At 62.3% G+C, this 16,015-nt stretch carries 17 protein-coding genes; 6 read left to right on the top strand and 11 right to left on the bottom strand.

The window, feature by feature from the left end; translation table 11 throughout:
• Nucleotides 1-38 precede the first annotated feature (38 nt).
• The 5 genes from BN2476_RS41595 to BN2476_RS49840 are packed head-to-tail and all read right to left on the bottom strand — an operon-like array spanning nucleotide 39 to nucleotide 5,128.
• Nucleotides 39-911 (bottom strand): isocitrate lyase/PEP mutase family protein, encoded by an 873-nt coding sequence (locus tag BN2476_RS41595; RefSeq protein WP_173819724.1) that lies wholly within the window; start codon nucleotides 909-911, stop codon nucleotides 39-41.
• 28 nt (nucleotides 912-939) lie between these two features.
• Nucleotides 940-2,325, bottom strand: coding sequence for an MFS transporter (locus tag BN2476_RS41600; RefSeq protein ID WP_087739965.1), 1,386 nt, complete (start codon nucleotides 2,323-2,325; stop codon nucleotides 940-942).
• Between the two features lie 34 nt (nucleotides 2,326-2,359).
• Nucleotides 2,360-2,971: a 3-isopropylmalate dehydratase small subunit gene (leuD, locus tag BN2476_RS41605; protein ID WP_087739966.1), complete on the bottom strand. Its 612-nt coding sequence runs from the start codon at nucleotides 2,969-2,971 to the stop codon at nucleotides 2,360-2,362.
• On the bottom strand, nucleotides 2,968-4,374 hold the full coding sequence (leuC, locus tag BN2476_RS41610; protein WP_087739967.1) for a 3-isopropylmalate dehydratase large subunit: 1,407 nt from the start codon (nucleotides 4,372-4,374) through the stop codon (nucleotides 2,968-2,970). The genes leuD and leuC overlap by 4 nt, the downstream gene beginning before the upstream one ends.
• Before the next feature lie 40 nt (nucleotides 4,375-4,414).
• Entirely contained in the window at nucleotides 4,415-5,128 is a 714-nt protein-coding gene (locus tag BN2476_RS49840) for a GntR family transcriptional regulator (protein ID WP_087739968.1), read from the bottom strand.
• A 232-nt stretch (nucleotides 5,129-5,360) separates the two neighbouring features.
• On the opposite strand from BN2476_RS49840, the gene BN2476_RS41620 reads away from it, so the two are divergent.
• The 6 genes from BN2476_RS41620 (at nucleotide 5,361) to BN2476_RS41645 (ending at nucleotide 10,082) form a co-directional block, all read left to right on the top strand.
• Nucleotides 5,361-6,341: an ABC transporter substrate-binding protein gene (locus BN2476_RS41620; RefSeq protein WP_087739969.1), complete on the top strand. Its 981-nt coding sequence runs from the start codon at nucleotides 5,361-5,363 to the stop codon at nucleotides 6,339-6,341.
• A 9-nt stretch (nucleotides 6,342-6,350) separates the two neighbouring features.
• Nucleotides 6,351-7,199: an ABC transporter ATP-binding protein gene (locus BN2476_RS41625; RefSeq protein WP_087739970.1), complete on the top strand. Its 849-nt coding sequence runs from the start codon at nucleotides 6,351-6,353 to the stop codon at nucleotides 7,197-7,199.
• Entirely contained in the window at nucleotides 7,196-7,954 is a 759-nt protein-coding gene (locus BN2476_RS41630; protein ID WP_087739971.1) for an ABC transporter permease, read from the top strand. The genes BN2476_RS41625 and BN2476_RS41630 overlap by 4 nt, the downstream gene beginning before the upstream one ends.
• On the top strand, nucleotides 7,951-8,727 hold the full coding sequence (locus BN2476_RS41635) for an ABC transporter permease (RefSeq protein ID WP_087739972.1): 777 nt from the start codon (nucleotides 7,951-7,953) through the stop codon (nucleotides 8,725-8,727). The genes BN2476_RS41630 and BN2476_RS41635 overlap by 4 nt, the downstream gene beginning before the upstream one ends.
• Before the next feature lie 37 nt (nucleotides 8,728-8,764).
• On the top strand, nucleotides 8,765-9,535 hold the full coding sequence (locus BN2476_RS41640; protein WP_087739973.1) for a glutaredoxin domain-containing protein: 771 nt from the start codon (nucleotides 8,765-8,767) through the stop codon (nucleotides 9,533-9,535).
• 307 nt (nucleotides 9,536-9,842) lie between these two features.
• Nucleotides 9,843-10,082 carry a hypothetical protein gene (locus BN2476_RS41645; RefSeq protein ID WP_143811192.1) on the top strand — a complete coding sequence of 80 codons (240 nt, stop codon included), beginning with the start codon at nucleotides 9,843-9,845 and terminating at the stop codon, nucleotides 10,080-10,082.
• A 92-nt stretch (nucleotides 10,083-10,174) separates the two neighbouring features.
• On the opposite strand, the gene BN2476_RS46880 is transcribed toward BN2476_RS41645, so the two are convergent.
• The 6 genes from BN2476_RS46880 to BN2476_RS41675 all read right to left on the bottom strand — a co-directional run bounded on the left by BN2476_RS46880 (nucleotide 10,175) and on the right by BN2476_RS41675 (nucleotide 15,923).
• Complete coding sequence (locus tag BN2476_RS46880; RefSeq protein ID WP_087739975.1) at nucleotides 10,175-10,492, bottom strand: acyltransferase family protein; 318 nt, start codon at nucleotides 10,490-10,492, stop codon at nucleotides 10,175-10,177.
• 106 nt (nucleotides 10,493-10,598) lie between these two features.
• Nucleotides 10,599-11,819, bottom strand: coding sequence for a porin (locus BN2476_RS41655; RefSeq protein ID WP_087739976.1), 1,221 nt, complete (start codon nucleotides 11,817-11,819; stop codon nucleotides 10,599-10,601).
• A 203-nt stretch (nucleotides 11,820-12,022) separates the two neighbouring features.
• On the bottom strand, nucleotides 12,023-12,730 hold the full coding sequence (locus BN2476_RS41660; protein WP_173819725.1) for a substrate-binding domain-containing protein: 708 nt from the start codon (nucleotides 12,728-12,730) through the stop codon (nucleotides 12,023-12,025).
• A gap of 14 nt (nucleotides 12,731-12,744) precedes the next feature.
• On the bottom strand, nucleotides 12,745-13,428 hold the full coding sequence (ligK, locus tag BN2476_RS41665; RefSeq protein WP_087739977.1) for a 4-carboxy-4-hydroxy-2-oxoadipate aldolase/oxaloacetate decarboxylase: 684 nt from the start codon (nucleotides 13,426-13,428) through the stop codon (nucleotides 12,745-12,747).
• A gap of 2 nt (nucleotides 13,429-13,430) precedes the next feature.
• The gene (locus BN2476_RS41670) at nucleotides 13,431-14,456 is read right to left on the bottom strand and encodes an amidohydrolase family protein (protein ID WP_087739978.1); all 1,026 of its coding nucleotides are present in this window, start codon (nucleotides 14,454-14,456) and stop codon (nucleotides 13,431-13,433) included.
• 105 nt (nucleotides 14,457-14,561) lie between these two features.
• Nucleotides 14,562-15,923, bottom strand: coding sequence for an MFS transporter (locus BN2476_RS41675; RefSeq protein WP_087739979.1), 1,362 nt, complete (start codon nucleotides 15,921-15,923; stop codon nucleotides 14,562-14,564).
• Between the last annotated feature and the right edge of the window lie 92 nt (nucleotides 15,924-16,015).

The following is a 16,015-nucleotide window of genomic DNA, read 5'->3' on the forward strand; positions in this document are numbered from 1 at the left end:
GGCGAACGGCTCGCGTTATCGACGGCACGCGCCAGATGTCAATCGGCGTGCGCCTTGTCGAAGTCCCATACGGCCTGAAAGCCCATCAATTCGCACATCGCCTTGAATGGCATCATTTCGGCTTCGAGACCAGTGGTGCCCTGCAATGCCTTGATTCTTCCATAGGCTTTTTCCAGAGCACGCGCGATGCTGAGAAAACCCGCCGACGGATAGATGGCCAGCGAAAAGCCGAGCCGCTGGAGTTCGGCCGGCGTGAGTTGCGGGGTCCTGCCGCCCTCCACGATGTTCACCAGCAATGGCAGGTCAAACGACTTGCCGATCTTCTCCAGCTCCGCTTCGCTTTCCGGCGACTCGATGAAGATCACGTCCGCGCCCGCCTTCGCGTATGCCTCGCCGCGGCGCAGCGCTTCATCGAGCCCGAGCGTCGTGCGTGCATCGGTTCTCGCGATGATCTGAAAATCCTCATCCTCGCGGGCTTCGCTTGCGACCTTGATTTTCTTGACCATGTCCTCGAGCGGAATGACGCGGCGCCCCGGCGTGTGCCCGCATTTCTTCGGGAACTCCTGGTCTTCCAGCTGGATGCCGGCCGCACCCGCGCGTTCGTAGCCGCGAATCGTATGCGCGACGTTCAGCAAACCGCCATAGCCGGTGTCCGCATCGCAAACGAGCGGCGTTTCGGCGGTAGCGCAAAACGCGCTGACACGGTTGAGCATGTCCGTGTAGGTCGCGAGGCCGGCATCCGGCTCGCCGAGATAGGAGGCCACCGTGCCGAAGCCGGTCATGTACAGGCAGTCGAACTTCATGGTGTCGGCAAGACGCACGGAAATCATGTCGAATACGCCGGGCGCGACGACGATCTCGCCGGAAGCGAGTCTGGATTTAAGCGCTTTTCTGCGGGAGTTAGCGGTCATGAGCAGTTACCTTCGAGTGTCGATGAAGTCAGTTGCCAGGAACATCGGCGACGGATTGGGGAACAGAGGGATCGTCGGGAACGACGGCGATTTCTTCCAGCGAACGGCGGTTCGTCTCCACGCCGAACACCGCGAGGACCAGCGCCATCAAGATCAATGCGCCGAGGATCATCGACAGCACGTTCTTGATGCCGCCCGTTGCATACATCAGCACGACGATCTGCGGCGCAACGATGCCCGATAACCGCCCTGCGCATCCGGCAATGCCGTTTGCCCGCATGCGGTTTTCCGTGGCGAAGAGTTCGGGGATATACGTGGCGATGCCAAGCGCAACCATCAGATATGTCAGCGTGAACAGCACGAAGCCGAGCAATGTGGCCATCTCGACGGTCGTCGAATTGCCGTACAGCCAGCCGACGACGACCGCAAGCACGCCAATGCCGATCAACCCGTTCTTGCGTCCGACGCGATCGGCGATCAGCACGCCGACGAGCGCGCCGGCCGGCCCTCCTAGCGCCATCAACGTCGAATACCCGAGCGACGACGCCATCCCATGTCCCTGCTTGATCAGGAAAGTCGGCACCCACACGATAAATCCGTAGATCACCACATTGATCGCGATCTGGATCACCACCGCGAGCAACGTGCGGCGCAACAGCGGCGGCCGGAACAGACTGCCGAGCCTCGTGGTCGTCGTCTTCGCGCGCGGCGCCTCGATGATTGGCGGCAATGTGTGTGTTTGAGCCGTTTCCGCTTCGGCGCCGGCGAGAATCATTTCGGCCTCCTCGAAGCGTCCTTTCGATTCCAGCCAGCGTGGCGATTCGGGCATCTTCTTGCGCAACACCCAAACGCCGAGTGCGCCGACGCCGACGATCGCAAACATCGCGCGCCAACCGACGGATGGAATGATCAGATAGCCGAGAAAGGTCGAAAAGAACAGCGCGGAATTCGTAATCAACGACAGATACGCGGACCATTTTCCGCGCACGGCCGGTGGAATGAATTCGCCGATCGACCCATAGCCGACCACGATCTCCGCGCCCAATCCGAGGCCCATGAAAAAGCGGCACACGATGAGCCAGTTCATGTTCGGCGCAAGCGATCCCGCGATCGACGCCAGCCCGAAGATCATCAGATTGAACTGATAGGTAAACTTCCGGCCTTTCGCGTCGCCAAGAATACCGGCGGTAAATGCGCCGATCAACATGCCAACAAAGGTCGACGACAGAAACGCCGCATTCAGCTGCATCGTCGACCAGCCGCTGCGCGTGAGCGCCCCGAGCACGCCGCCCGCAAGATAGATATCGAAGGAATCGAGAAACATGCCCGCGCCGATCAGCCACAGAATGCGCCGGTGAAACCGCGAAGTGGGTAATCGATCCAGTCTTGCGCCTGCATGTACCGTAGTCGGCATGGTCGAACTCCGAGTTTGATCGCTGGTTTGAACGCTATTTGCGCACGTAGACCCAGGGACGCTTCGACGCGTCGTCCCTTTGAAACGCGAGAATCCGCGCGTTGTGCCTGAGCGTCTGATCGATTTCGTCGATGCCTTCAAGCAGCGCCTCGCGTCGCTCATCCGGGAAATCGAAGGGAATGGGTGGCTCGCCGACGACGCCGACCGTGCGGGCCCGCAAGTCAACTCGCAAGGGTTCGCCGCGACTGGCTGCGGGCACCAGCGAGTCGATCTGCGCCGCGCTCAGGCGAATCGGCAGCAGACCGTTTTGCAGGCAATTGGCGTAGAAAATATCGCCGAAACTCTGCGCGATCACGCAGCGTATGCCGAATTCCTCCAGCGCCCACACGGCCATTTCACGTGAGCTGCCGCAGCCGAAATTGCTGCCCGACAGCACGATCCGCGCGTGACGGAACGGCGGCCTGTTCAGCACGAACGACGCGTTCTCGTCGCCATTGGCGCCGTAGCGCATCATTTCGAATGCCCATGGTTTGAACTGGCCGCGCTGAAGTTGGGCGATGCGTTCGACACGCACGATCATGTCGGTGTCGATGTTGTCCCGCACGAGCGGTGCGGCAATGCCCTCGCACACGGTGAAAGCTTTCATGCGGCGCGCCCCGTCGAGGGCATCGCGATTTTTCCGGCGATCGCACTTGCTGCCGCCACGCCCGGGCTCGCGAGATGCGTGAGCGCACCCGGCCCCTGACGGCCGACGAAGTTACGGTTCGACGTCGAGACACAACGCTCGCCGGTGCCCACAAGATCGCCGTTCGCACCGACGCACATCGAACATCCCGGCTCGCGCCATTCGAAACCGGCCTCGATAAAGATATGATCCAGCCCTTCCCGCTCGGCACGACGCTTGACATCGATGGAGCCAGGCACCACCCACGCCTGCACGTGCGGCGCAACGTGGCGGCCTTTTACAATCGACGCGACATTGCGCAGATCACTCAGGCGGCTGTTCGTGCAGGAGCCGATGAAAACGCGATCGATCGGTATTTCATCGAGCCGGCGACCCGGCTGCAATTGCATATACGACAACGCTTTTTCGAGCGTTTCCCGTCGCATCGCATCGGGCTCCTCAGCAGGATCGGGAATGCGCCCATCGATCGCGATCACATGTTCGGGGCTCGTGCCCCATGTCACTTGCGGACGAATGAGCGACGCGTCGATCGCGATCTCCCGATCGAACACGGCATCCGCGTCGCTCGTTAACCGACGCCATTGAACGATCGCCTGTTCCAGCGCGGCGCCCGCGGGCGCATAATCGCGTCCCGCCACGTACGCGAACGTCACCTCGTCCGGCGCGATCATGCCTACCTTCGCGCCGAGTTCGATCGACAGATTGCACAGCGTCAACCGCGCTTCCATCTCCAGTGCTTCGATCGCGGAACCCGCGTATTCCACCGCATACCCGGTCGCGGCCGAAGTGCCCAGAAGGCCGATCAGATAAAGGATCATGTCTTTTGCTTCGACGCCCGGCCGGGTGCGTCCATCGAAACGCACCCGCATCGTTTTGGGCCGCTTCTGCCGAATGGTTTGCGTCGCAAGGACATGCACCTGCTCGGACGACCCGATGCCGAACGCAATCGCTCCGAGCGCGCCATGCGTGCAAGTATGACTATCCGCGCAAACCAGAAGCAGGCCCGGTAACGTCAAGCCGAGTTCCGGGCCGATCACGTGAACAATGCCCTGCCGGCCGTCGTCGACATCGAAGCGATCGATGCCGAGGCGCGAAGTCTGTTCGCGCAACGTATCGATCGCAATCGTGCTCCACTGCGCGTCGCCTGCCGTGCGGCCCGGGCGCGTCGAGATCACATGATCGACGGTGGCGAACGTCAGAGAGGGATCGTGAACAGTCGCGCCTCGTGACTCCAGAGCACGAATGGCGGCCACACTCGTAAGCTCGTGCATCAGATGCCGATCGACATGTAAAAGACTCTCCCCGCCCGGCAGTTCGGCGATCACATGCTGATTCCAGATCTTGTCGAAAAGGGTGTGCCCCATGGTGGTCTCTTCGTCGATATGCGCGACACGCCGGCTTTATCTAGCGTGGAAACCTCATCAATTCGTCCGCCGAGTGCCGCAGATGATTGCGCATGGCCTGCGCCGCCCGTTCGGGGTCGCCAGCCAGAATGCCGCTCGCAATCAGTTCATGTTCCGCAAGCGAGTTGCGCACGATCTGATCCACGCCGATACGCTCGCGCAACTGATGCATGAAGATCGGAAGCTGATACTTGTCGATGAGTTCGCTGAGTTGCGGGTTCTCGCATATGTCGACGATGATCCGATGGAATTGCCGGTTGTCGACGATGAACGCCGCGAAATCCGGCGCAGTGAAATGACGCCGGCCCCGCTCCACGATTTCGGTGAAACGCGCCCGGTTGTCGCCCTGATCGATCAACTGTGCGGCTCGCCGCGCAGCGTAGCCTTCGAGCGCCTCGCGAATCTGGTAGACCTGCGCGATCTCATCATTCGACAAACGACGCACCGTCGCGCCGCGATTAGGGATGAGATCGACGAGGCCGTCGGCGGCCAGCCGTCGAAACGCTTCGCGCAGCGGACCACGGCTGATGCCGAACTGTTCGACCAGATCGCGAGCGATCAGACGCTGGCCGGGCACAAGCCGCCCTTCCACGATTTGCTGCCTGATAAGCGCTGCGGTTCGGTCGACGGTCTCCCCCGTGCGAAGCGCCCGGTCGAGCACCGATCGCAGCGCGCGGTCGGTTTCCTCGACGGTTTCGTCATTTGTAGTGGACATGGTTTGGAAAGCACAGCGGATAACTGTTGCATCTAGTATTGGTCAAAACTGTAGGACAAAACCAGAATCTTTTCGCATTGCGTGCGTCAGGAAAACCCTTAGCTCGTGTTTGAAGAAGTCCATAAATCAAGGGAGATTCGCGTAAACATCCATAGCGGGCGATGGCTGGTTCGCCTAAAAACTATCCTACACTTTGTACATACAATCAAAAATGGTGTTCAGGAGACAACTGATGAAGGGTATCTACCGGTTCGCGCGGCTTGCGGTGCTCTCCCCATTTTTAGCTGCGAGTGTTGCGACCGCTCAGGCCGCAACCTTGACTGTCACGCACTGGATCGACGGCATGTATGGCGCGCCCTTTGCCGTCGCGCTGGATAAAGGCTATTTCAAGCAGAACGGGGTGGACGTCACCGGCTTCATCACATCGGAAGGCGGTGGAACCTCGGTACGCAATGCGATGGCATCCGAGATACCTTACGGCGAGGTCGCATTGCCGGCTGCCATTGCAGCGATCAAACAAGGTGTGCCGATCACGATCGTTCATAGTGGTGTGCAGAGCGTCGCCGATCTGCTCTGGGTTCAGCTCAAGGACTCCGACGTCCACGGCATCGCGCAGATGAAGGGCAAGACCATCGGCTATAGCAGTCCGAAGTCGATGACCGAGATGATCACGATCGTCGGTCTCGAGCGTGCGGGGCTGAGCGGGCAGGTGCAGCGCAAACCGGTGGGCGCATCGGGCACGATGATGATCGCGTTGCAACAGCACGCCGTCGACGTCGCGTACATGACCGAGCCCGCCTACAGCCAGCACAAGGATCAGTTGAAGATCGCCTTCCGTTCCACAGATATCGTGCCCGCTGAAACGCAGACTGTCGGCGTGGTGCGCACCGATTATCTGAAGGCCCATCCGGAAGTCGTGAAGGGCATCATCGAGGCCCGCAAAAGAGGCGTCGAATATATTGCCGCGCATCGTGACGAGTCCGCGCAGATTCTAGCGAAGGCCTACAAGATCGATCCCGCGGTCGCGAAGTCGGCCATCGACAATTGCCTCGATACCGATCCCCACTACTGGAGTACCGGGCGCTTCAACTATGCGAGCATGGACGAGGTCGCGAAGGGTCTCGTGCTGATCAAGGCCGTCGAGCCGGGTCCGTTCGACTGGCATACGGTCGTCAACGAATCCTTTCTGCCGCCAGGCGAACGCTCGCGGTGAGGTGGACCCATGAAAGCCGTGCCTTTATCCGTGGTGTCCGCCAGCGCGCCTGAACGGGCATTCTCCGGAATTCATGCCACCCTCACCGATGTCACACGGATCTATGCCGGAGAGCGAGGCAAACCGCCTTACCATGCGCTCGGCCCAGTGAGCCTGAGCTTGCAGACGGGCGAATTCTTTTCGATCGTAGGCCCGTCGGGTTGCGGCAAGTCCACGCTGCTCGACGTGCTTGCCGGGCTCAACGCAGCGAGTGCGGGCAGCGTGATGTTCGAAGGCGCGGCCGTGCGCGACAAGGTGCCCGAGGGTATTTCCGTCGTGTTTCAGGAGGACGCCACCTTCCCTTGGCTCAACGTCTACGACAATGCCGCATTCGGCGCGCGGCGTGCCGGCGTCGCCGAGAGCGAGATTCGCGAACGGGTCGAGCACGCGCTGGCTTTCATGGGCCTCAAAGCGTTTACGCATTCGTATCCGGTGCAATTGTCGGGCGGCATGCGGCAGCGCGTATGCATTGCGCGCGCCATGGTGATGCGCCCTCGCCTCATGCTGCTCGACGAGCCCTTCGGTGCGCTCGATCAGCAAACGCGTCTGCTGATGGGCGAGGAAATGCTCAAGCTCTGGAGGGAAACCGGCGCGACCGTGATGCTCATCACGCACTCCATCGATGAAGCCGTGTTGCTGTCGGACCGCATCGGAGTGATGTCGGCGTGTCCGGGACGATTCATTGCAACGATCGAAACCGGATGGTCGCGGCAGCGCGACAGCAATACGGCGCTGGACCCGCGCTTCGGCGAATTGACCGCGCGCGTCTGGGGGCTGCTGCGGGGTGAAGCGCTAAAGGCACTCGGGAGCCGGTCATGAATCGCGCCACGCGCTGGCGCCTCGCTCTCGTCGTGCTCTTCGTCGGTGCGCTGGAAGTCGCGAGTCGCCGCGCGTGGATCGATCCAGTCTCGTTCATTCCACCGTCGAAGATGGCCGAGGGCGCGTGGGCTTTGCTCGCCTCTGGCGACTACAGCCGCGACATCCTGCAGACGCTCGCCAATGCGACGCTGGCGGTCGTCCTTGCTGTGACGGGCGGTTTCGCCTTTGGTGTGGGACTCTTCAAATTGCCGCGTGTGCGGCGCGTGATCGATCCATTGCTGCTCTCCTATTACGCCGTGCCGATCTTCGTCGTGTATCCGGTGTTGATCGTGATCTTCGGATTGAATCGCTGGCCGCTGGTGGCTATCGGCTTTCTGTTCGGCGTCGTGGCGATGGCCGCGAACACGCTCAACGGACTCGAACGCGTGCCGCGCGTCCTGCTTCGTTCGGCTCGCGCCATGCGCATGAGCCCGTTCGACGAAATCCGGCTGATCACCCTGCCCTCGAGTTTGCCGTTCGTGTTCACGGGAATCAAGCTCACCGTCGTATATGCGTTTATCGCGGTGATTGCCGGCGAATTCGTACTGGCCGGCTCGGGCTTCGGATTTCGCATTGCCTACGCGTACAACAACTTCGATAACCCGACCATGTATGGCTTGATGCTGTTGCTGCTGATTTTCGTCGGCACGCTGAACATGTTGTTGCATATGGCCGAGATGCGCCTATACAGCCGCACGCGGAGGACGGCCCCATGAGCACGATTGCCACGGCGGCGCTCAAACCGAACCGCTCGCACTCGCGTTGGCGCGATAGCGTGCTGCTAGTCGTGGTTCTGCTGGGACTCTGGCAGATCGCGAGCTCATTGTTGAGCGCGGACGTACTGCCCGGCCCATGGCTAACGTTCGTCAGGCTCAAGTCGATCATGCGCGACGACGACTTTCCCGAGAACTTGCGGATCACGTCGGTTGCATTCGCCTTGGGTTTCGCCATTTCATGCGTGGGCGGCGTTTGCCTGGGACTGGTGCTGGGCGCGCGACGTCTCGCGGGCGATGTCATGGAGCCGATTCTGATGGCCCTCTATGCTATCCCGAAGATCACACTGTATCCGGTGGTGCTGCTGATGTTCGGTCTCGGTCTGTACGCCAAGGTCACGTTCGGCGTGATCCACGGCATCATTCCGATTACGGTCTTCACGATGGGTGCCGTGCGCAACATGCGCCCCGTGTTCGGACGGACGGCTCGCGCGTGCCGCCTCTCGCCGATGGCCTACGCGCGCTATGTGCTGCTGCCCGCGGCGGTGCCCGAAGTGCTCGCGGGTTTGCGCATCGGTTTCTCGCTGACGCTGCTGGGCACGCTCATTGGCGAGATGTTCGCTTCGCAAAGCGGGATCGGCCACATGCTGATGATTGCGATGGGCCGCAACGATACCCAGACCATCATGGCCCTCGCCATCCTGTTGTTCGTGTTTGCCACCGTCGTCAACCTGCTGCTGTTGAAGTGGCATCAAACGCTGTCGAAGTCGGGCTGACGGGTCGGGTTTTTGGCGCCGTTTCGTGGAGAAGATCATGATCGGAACACTGAGTGCAGCACGTATCAAGTTATTCTGGCAGCCGGGATGTTCCTCGTGCCTGCGCACCAAGGAATTCCTGATCGAACAGGGAATCGAGTTCGAGTCGCTCGACGTGCACAACGATCCCGACGCACGCGCGCAACTGGCCGAACTCGGCGCGCGCAGCGTGCCTGTCGTGTCCATTGGCAAGCGCTACACCTTCTGTCAATCGATCCACGACGTCATCAAATTCCTCGACCTGAAAACCAGCGTGCAGGAACCGTTGCCGCCGGCGCAACTGTTCGCGAAGCTAGACGTACTGATGCGCGCAAATGCCCGCTATGTTCGCCAGTTCCAACCCGATCAGTTGAAGACGCCGTTTCGCAATCGCAATCGCACGCCTGCGGGACTCGCCTTTCACATGTTCCGCGTGGTCGAAATGGGGATGCAAGCGTCGCAGGGCATTGCACTGCGTTTCGAGTCCTTCGACGATCTTCCGCCTGATGGCTGGAGCGGCGAAGACATCGCCGCGTGGGGCGAGAGCGTGCGTGCCAGATTACTGGCGTGGTGGGCGGAGCAAAAGGACCCCAGTGTCAATTACACGGTACAGACCTATTACGGCACGCGACCTTTTCACGAAGTCCTTGAACGTACCGCCTGGCACGCCGCGCAACATACGCGGCAAGTGATGCTGATGCTCGAGAGTCAAGGCATCGAACCGGACGGTCCGTTGACCGCCGCCGACCTCGAAGGCTTGCCGGTGCCGAAAGAGGTTTGGGACAAGTAGTGATTTGGGACATCAAGGCAATCAGCGCCGACATTCATGGCACAACCTCGTTGCGCACATCGATGGCCCGCTGACCGGACTGAGGCATTTTAGAGGGTGGTGAAATCTTCACGGGCTCGCGGACGCCATTATCAGCCGACACGCGAACGCGAGCGACGCATGCGTGGCTTTCGCGATCCAGAGCGCCGGAATGGCCACGTATGACGGGGGACTCGGACCCGCCGCCATCGGCACCCCCTCGCTGATGCGCGCCCGCTTCAAGGATGCGGACTGGACGCGCAACGAGATGTAATGGTTCAGTCTCGCGGTGTCCGCCACCCTGGGGTGCTTTTTCCTGTCAATGTGGCTGATGCGACGCCGGGAAACCGTCTACGGATGGTTCGCCGTGATGTCGGTTGCCTGGTGGATCTGCGGCTATAACCAGGTGGCCACCAGCCCGTGGCCGTTCCGCAGTACCGATGGCTGGGAAATCGCCAACACGGTCTCGCTGCTGGTCTATAGTGCGTCGTTCACCGTCTTTATCCTGCGCTTTTGTGACGGGCGCTAGCCGCGCTACGAGCGCGCGCGCTCTGGAGCGTCGTTGCTCTGGCCAGCGTAGCGCTGCTAATCACACCGCACTCGCGTGTCGAGGACATGCGCTCAGTGCTGACCACCGTACAGGCCGCCACCGCACTCACCTCGCAGGTCCTGATGATCGGCATGGCGCTTGTGCTTGGCTGGCGCTTTATCGCGAACCTGCGCCAAATCGAGCATCAACACCGGACAAATCCTCGCGAAGCGTGCCTGATAGAACGCCTTTGCGTGACCGCGGGAGACCGTGTCCCGGTAGGTGTAAGTGAGGATGAACCCTGACAGCACGAAGAACAGCGAGACAGCTGAGCGTCCACCGTCGACGAAATTGAGGAAACCGGCGGGCACCTCGATCAGGCCAAACTCGGTGTAATGACAGAGCAGCACGGAAAACGCTGCAGAAATCTATTCATCAGGAAAACAGGTAGCGACGCCCTCAACTTGACAGAGCCCGCCGATGCGCGGCCCGACAGCCGCGCATCGCACTGTTGCCTCAGAAGCGGTGAATGATGCCCGCGCCGACCGCAAACTGATTGCCCGTCGACGACGGCGCGGTGTTCAGACCGTCACCCAGCGTCGCGGTCGCATCGACGATGCTGCCCGCCCCGCTCGTCCCGAGCGTCTTGCCCTTCGCGTGCTGATACGCTTCGAGCAGATAGAGTCCCGTGCGCTTCGACAGCGAGTAGTACTGCGAGAGATTGAACTGGTGGTATCGCGCGTTGTCGGTGATGCCGTTCGCCTGCGTCGCGCTCGTGTACGCATAGCCGGCGCCGAAATCCCACACCGGCGACGGCTTCCAGTGCAGCACGGCGCCCGCCGCATTGAAGATCGCCGTGTTCAGAAACTTCGAGCCCGAGCCGGGGATGTACTGCGTGTTCGTGTACGTCGCCGTCGCGTCCCACGCATCGCTGAAGCGGTAGCTCAAGCCGAGCGCGAAGCGCTGTTGAGCCCGCGCCGTCTGATAGCCGTTCGTCACCGCCGATACGCCGATCTGCGCGCCGCCGTTCGACGTCGTCGAATTCGCGCCCCACGCGCCGCCTGCTGTGTTCGAGTTGTTCACGCGTTCGAACGCGACGCCAAGACCAAACGGGCCAGCTGCACACTGGACGCCCGTCGCCCACGTCGAGCCGGCGTTCGTGCTGCCCGCGACACCACCGAGCGAATACGAGCCGCTCACCGTGAAGCCGTACAGCTTCGGCGACGTGTATTCGATCGTGTTGTTCGCGCGGTAGATCGTGTCGAGGCCGTCGACGTCGCCCGGGTGTGCGCCGTAGTAGCCGGTGATCCACGTAATCGGGCTGAACGGCGACATCGTCTGGTAGTAGGACGCGTACTGGCGGCCGGCCGTCAGCGTGCCGTACGTCGCGTTCGTCAAACCGACCCATGCCTGACGGCCGAAGATCGCGTCCGTGAACTGGGCAGCGCCCGTCGCCGAGTTGAAGCCGGACTCGAGCACGAAGATCGCCTTCGTACCGCCGCCAAGATCCTCGGTGCCGCGCAGCCCGAAGCGGCTGCCAGCCCAGACGCCCTGGTTCATCTTCACGACCGACTTGCCGCCCGTCGTCGAGCCGACGGTCGTCGAATTGTTCTGGTAGCCGATGCCGTTGTCGACGATTCCGTAGAGCGTGACGCTGCTTTGCGCGAAGGCCGGCGCCGCGAATGCGAGTACGGCGGCCGAGGCCAGAACCAGGTGAACCGGATGCTGCTGCTTCATCGATGAAGTCTCCTTGCTGCTTGTTGAAATTATGTGATCGGCCGCGCGTACAGAGCGGTCGCGAGCAGTCGCCGCACTGCGCACCGTGTGCTATTCAATTAGGTTAACTAACCTGTCGATACGCACGCGTTGCGAATAATGCGTAACGCCATCTGTTGTGTTTATCGAACTGCACGGAGAGAACCTCTGTTGCTGCGCGGCTATTACGCAGGCTCCATTCCGTACTCACGCTTGACGTCATCCGCGCGCGGCGACGCAAGAAACGCGAGGAACCGTGCCGTCGCCTGATGCTCGCGCATTGCGCGACACGTCGCAGCCGAAAACACCGTGACGATCTGGATTGCAGGCGGCAAGGGCCCGACGATGTCGATGCCCGGCACGTGCAGCAGCTCGCTCAGCTGTTGAAATCCGAGCTCGACGTCGCCGTTCGCAATCAACGTTCCGACGGGCACGCCGGGCGGCGCCTGTACGATGCGCGAGGCGATCGCGTCGGCAATGCCCCAGCGCGCGAACAGGCGCTTCAAGTGCGTGCCGCTGGGCCCCGTCGAATAGCCGATCCGGCCGACCCGCAGGATCGCATCGCGCACCGCATCTTCCGACCTCACGTCCGGAAGCGGCGCGCCTGCCGCAACCGCGATTGCCACGTGGGAGCGCGCGATATCGACGCGGCTCAGCGCGTCGACGCAACCCTCGGCGGCAAGCCGATCGATCGCGTCCGACGCGAGCACCACGAAGTCGAACGCTTCGCCCGCCTGCACCCGGCGCGCGGCTTCGACCCCGCCGACCGACGTGATCGCCGCGCGGCAACCCGTGTCGCGCTCGAACTGCGTCGCGAGCCGCGCGAGGATCTGACGCGTCGCCATCGACGCAATGCCGGCCACCTCGACCGATGTTCGTGCTGCGTAATCCATCTGCCGCACCCGTCTCAGTCGATGTAGCGCAGACCGGCCTGGCGCAGGGGTTCGCGCATGTCGTACATGTCGAGCCCGAGCACGCCGGATGCGAGCTTCGCGCGCTTCGCCGCCTCGTTCGCTTCGCGCGCGGCTGCCTTCTCGAGCACTTGCACGGCGCTTGCGGCGGATACAGCGACGACGCCGTCATCGTCGGCGACGATCACGTCGCCCGGCTGGACGAGCGCGCCCGCGCAGACGACGGGAATGTTCACGGAGCCGAGCGTCGCCTTGATCGTGCCTTTCGCGGAGATCGCCTTGCTCCACACAGGAAACCGCATCTCGTCGAGCACCGCGACATCGCGCACGCCCGCGTCGATGATGAGCGCCTTCGCGCCGCGCGCCTTGAAGCTCGTTGCGAGCAGATCGCTGAAGTAGCCGTCCGTGCAGTCGGCCGTGATCGCCGCGACGACGACATCGCCTGGCTGGATCTGCTCGGCGACGACATGCAGCATCCAGTTGTCGCCGGGATGCAGCAGCACGGTAACGGCCGTGCCCGCTGCTCGCGCGCGCGGATAGATCGGCCTCATATGCGGCTTGAGAAGACCCGTGCGGCCCATCGCTTCGTGCACCGTTGCCGATCCCAGTTCGCCGAGCCGTTGCGCGACGTTTTGATCCGCGCGGCGAATGTTGCGATAAACGACTCCGAGTTCGTACATGATCACAGCCCTTTCGATTTCAGTTGTGCGTCGAGGCGCGGATACACGCGTCGCGCGTTGCCCTCGTAGATCCGGTAGCGGTCTTGCGGCGCGATGTCGGCCGCTTCGACATAGCGCTTCGTGTCGTCGAAGTAATGACCCGTCTGCGGGTCGATGCCGCGCACGGCGCCGATCATCTCGCTCGCGAACAGGATGTTGTCGACGGGAATCACGCGCGTCAGCAGATCGATGCCCGGCTGGTGGTAGACACACGTGTCGAAGAACACGTTGTTCAGCAGATGCTCGTCGAGGGGCGGCTTCTTCAGTTCCTGTGCGAGCCCGCGAAAGCGCCCCCAGTGGTACGGCACTGCGCCGCCGCCGTGCGGAATCACGAAGCGCAGCGTCGGGAAATCCTTGAACAGATCGGACGTCAGGCATTGCATGAACGCAGTCGTGTCGGCGTTCAGGTAGTGCGCGCCCGTCGTATGGAAGCACGCATTGCAGCTCGTGCTCACGTGGATCATCGCCGGGATGTCGTACTCGACCATCTTCTCGTAGACGGGATACCACTGACGGTCGGACAGCGGCGGGCTCGTCCAGTGACCGCCGGACGGATCGGGATTCAGGTTGATCGCGACGTTGCCGTATTCCTCGACGCAGCGGACCAGCTCGGGAATGCAGGTCGCGGGATCGACGCCCGGGCTCTGCGGCAGCATCGCGGCCGGCACGAAGCGATCGGGAAAGAGCCGGCTCACGCGATGGCACAGCTCGTTGCAGATGGCCGCCCACGTGCTCGACACCTGGAAATCGCCGATGTGATGCGCCATGAAGCTCGCACGCGGACTGAAAATCGTCAGGTCGAGGCCGCGCTCGCGCATCAGCCGCAACTGGTTGCTCTCGATCGACTCACGCAATTCGTCGTCGCTGATGTTCAGCTCGGATACTTTCGGCATCGCGGACGGGTCGCCGATGCCGGCAATCTGCCGATTGCGCCATGTTTCCAGCGCTTTTGGCGCGGTGGTGTAATGGCCGTGAATATCGATAATCATTGACACTCCTGCAATTGATAAACCGTCCGGCGCCGCCGATGGACGTGACGAACCCTGCGGCCGTCCGCATCGCGAAGGCCTCGCGAATTCGCAAATCCCGTGTGGTCAGTGCGCCGGTGTTTCGATTTCGACGGGCTCGCGCCGTTGTGCGCGCTGCGTCGACACGATCGAGATCGCCGCCAGCGTTGCGGGCACCGCGAGCATCGACAGAATGGCTTCGAACTTCCAGCCGAGCCCAAGCAGCGCGCCGCCGATCGCCGAGCCGAAGATGCTGCCGAAGCGGCCCATGCCGAGCATCCAGCTCACGCCCGTTGCGCGGGCCACGGTCGGATAGCGGCCCGGTGCATAGGCGTTGAGCCCCGTCTGCGCGCCGCTCATGCAAAAGCCCGCGGCAAACACCAGCAGCGTGAGCGACGACGACAGCGCGCCGGCCCACGCTAGCAGCGCAACGCATGCGCCGCCGCCGAGGTACGCGATGCCGATCACGGGCGCCGGCCGCACCTTGTCCATCAGCCAGCCGACGATGATCGCGCCGATCGTGCCGCCGATCTGGAACATCACGGTCACATTGGCCGCGGTGCTGACGGAAAGCCCCGCATCCTTGATCAGCGTCGGCAGCCAGCCCGTCAGCAGATAGATCACGAGCAGCCCCATGAAGTACGTGATCCACAGCGACACGGTCACGCGTCCGTAGCCCTGCGAGAACAGCACGCCGATCGGCTTGCGCGTCGGCAGTGGCGGTTCGTTCGACACGAACGTTTCGTCGCCGGCGAACCGCGCGCCGCAGACGCGGCCCAGAATCGCGCCGATACGCTGCGCCGGCGCGCCACGCACCGCAAGCAGGCGCGCGGATTCGGGCAGCAGCCACAGTTGCAGCGGAATCAGCAACAGCGGCAGCGCGCCGCCGAACAGCAGCACCGCGCGCCAGCCGTGCTCGGGAATCAGCCAGCCCGCGACGAAGCCGATCAGCGCGGAGCCAAGGTTAAAGCCCGTGAACATCACGGTGATCATCAGCGAGCGCATCCGCTGCGGCGCGTACTCGGACAGCAGCGTGGTCGTATTCGGCATCGCGGCGCCGAGACCGATGCCCGTCAGCAGACGCAGCACCGCCATTTCGACGGGCGACCCGGCGTATGACGTGACGATCGTGAAGATGCCGAACAGGAATACCGATGCGATCAACACCTTCTTGCGGCCGAAGCGATCCGCGCTCGGTCCCGCGACCAGCGCGCCGATCACGAGCCCGATCGGCGCGGCGCTCATCACGAGGCCGAACTCCGGACGCGAAATCGCCCAGTCACGAATCACCGACGGCGCAACGAAGCCCATGATCGCGACATCCATGCCGTCGGCGATCACGACCAGACAGCACAGCACGACGAGCAGCCACTGGTATCGCGACACCGGCCGTTCGTCGATGAAGGCCTTGATGTCGATTGTCTTACCGCCTATGTTCCCGCCTGTCATTGCACCCCTCCGTCTCCGCTGGACAACAGCGCTTAGTTAGTCATCCTGTTCATATATTTCGGTTTCGTGGCCTGCGCGCACGATGCGCGCCG

This window comes from Paraburkholderia piptadeniae (assembly GCF_900007165.1).
GTDB lineage: Bacteria > Pseudomonadota > Gammaproteobacteria > Burkholderiales > Burkholderiaceae > Paraburkholderia > Paraburkholderia piptadeniae.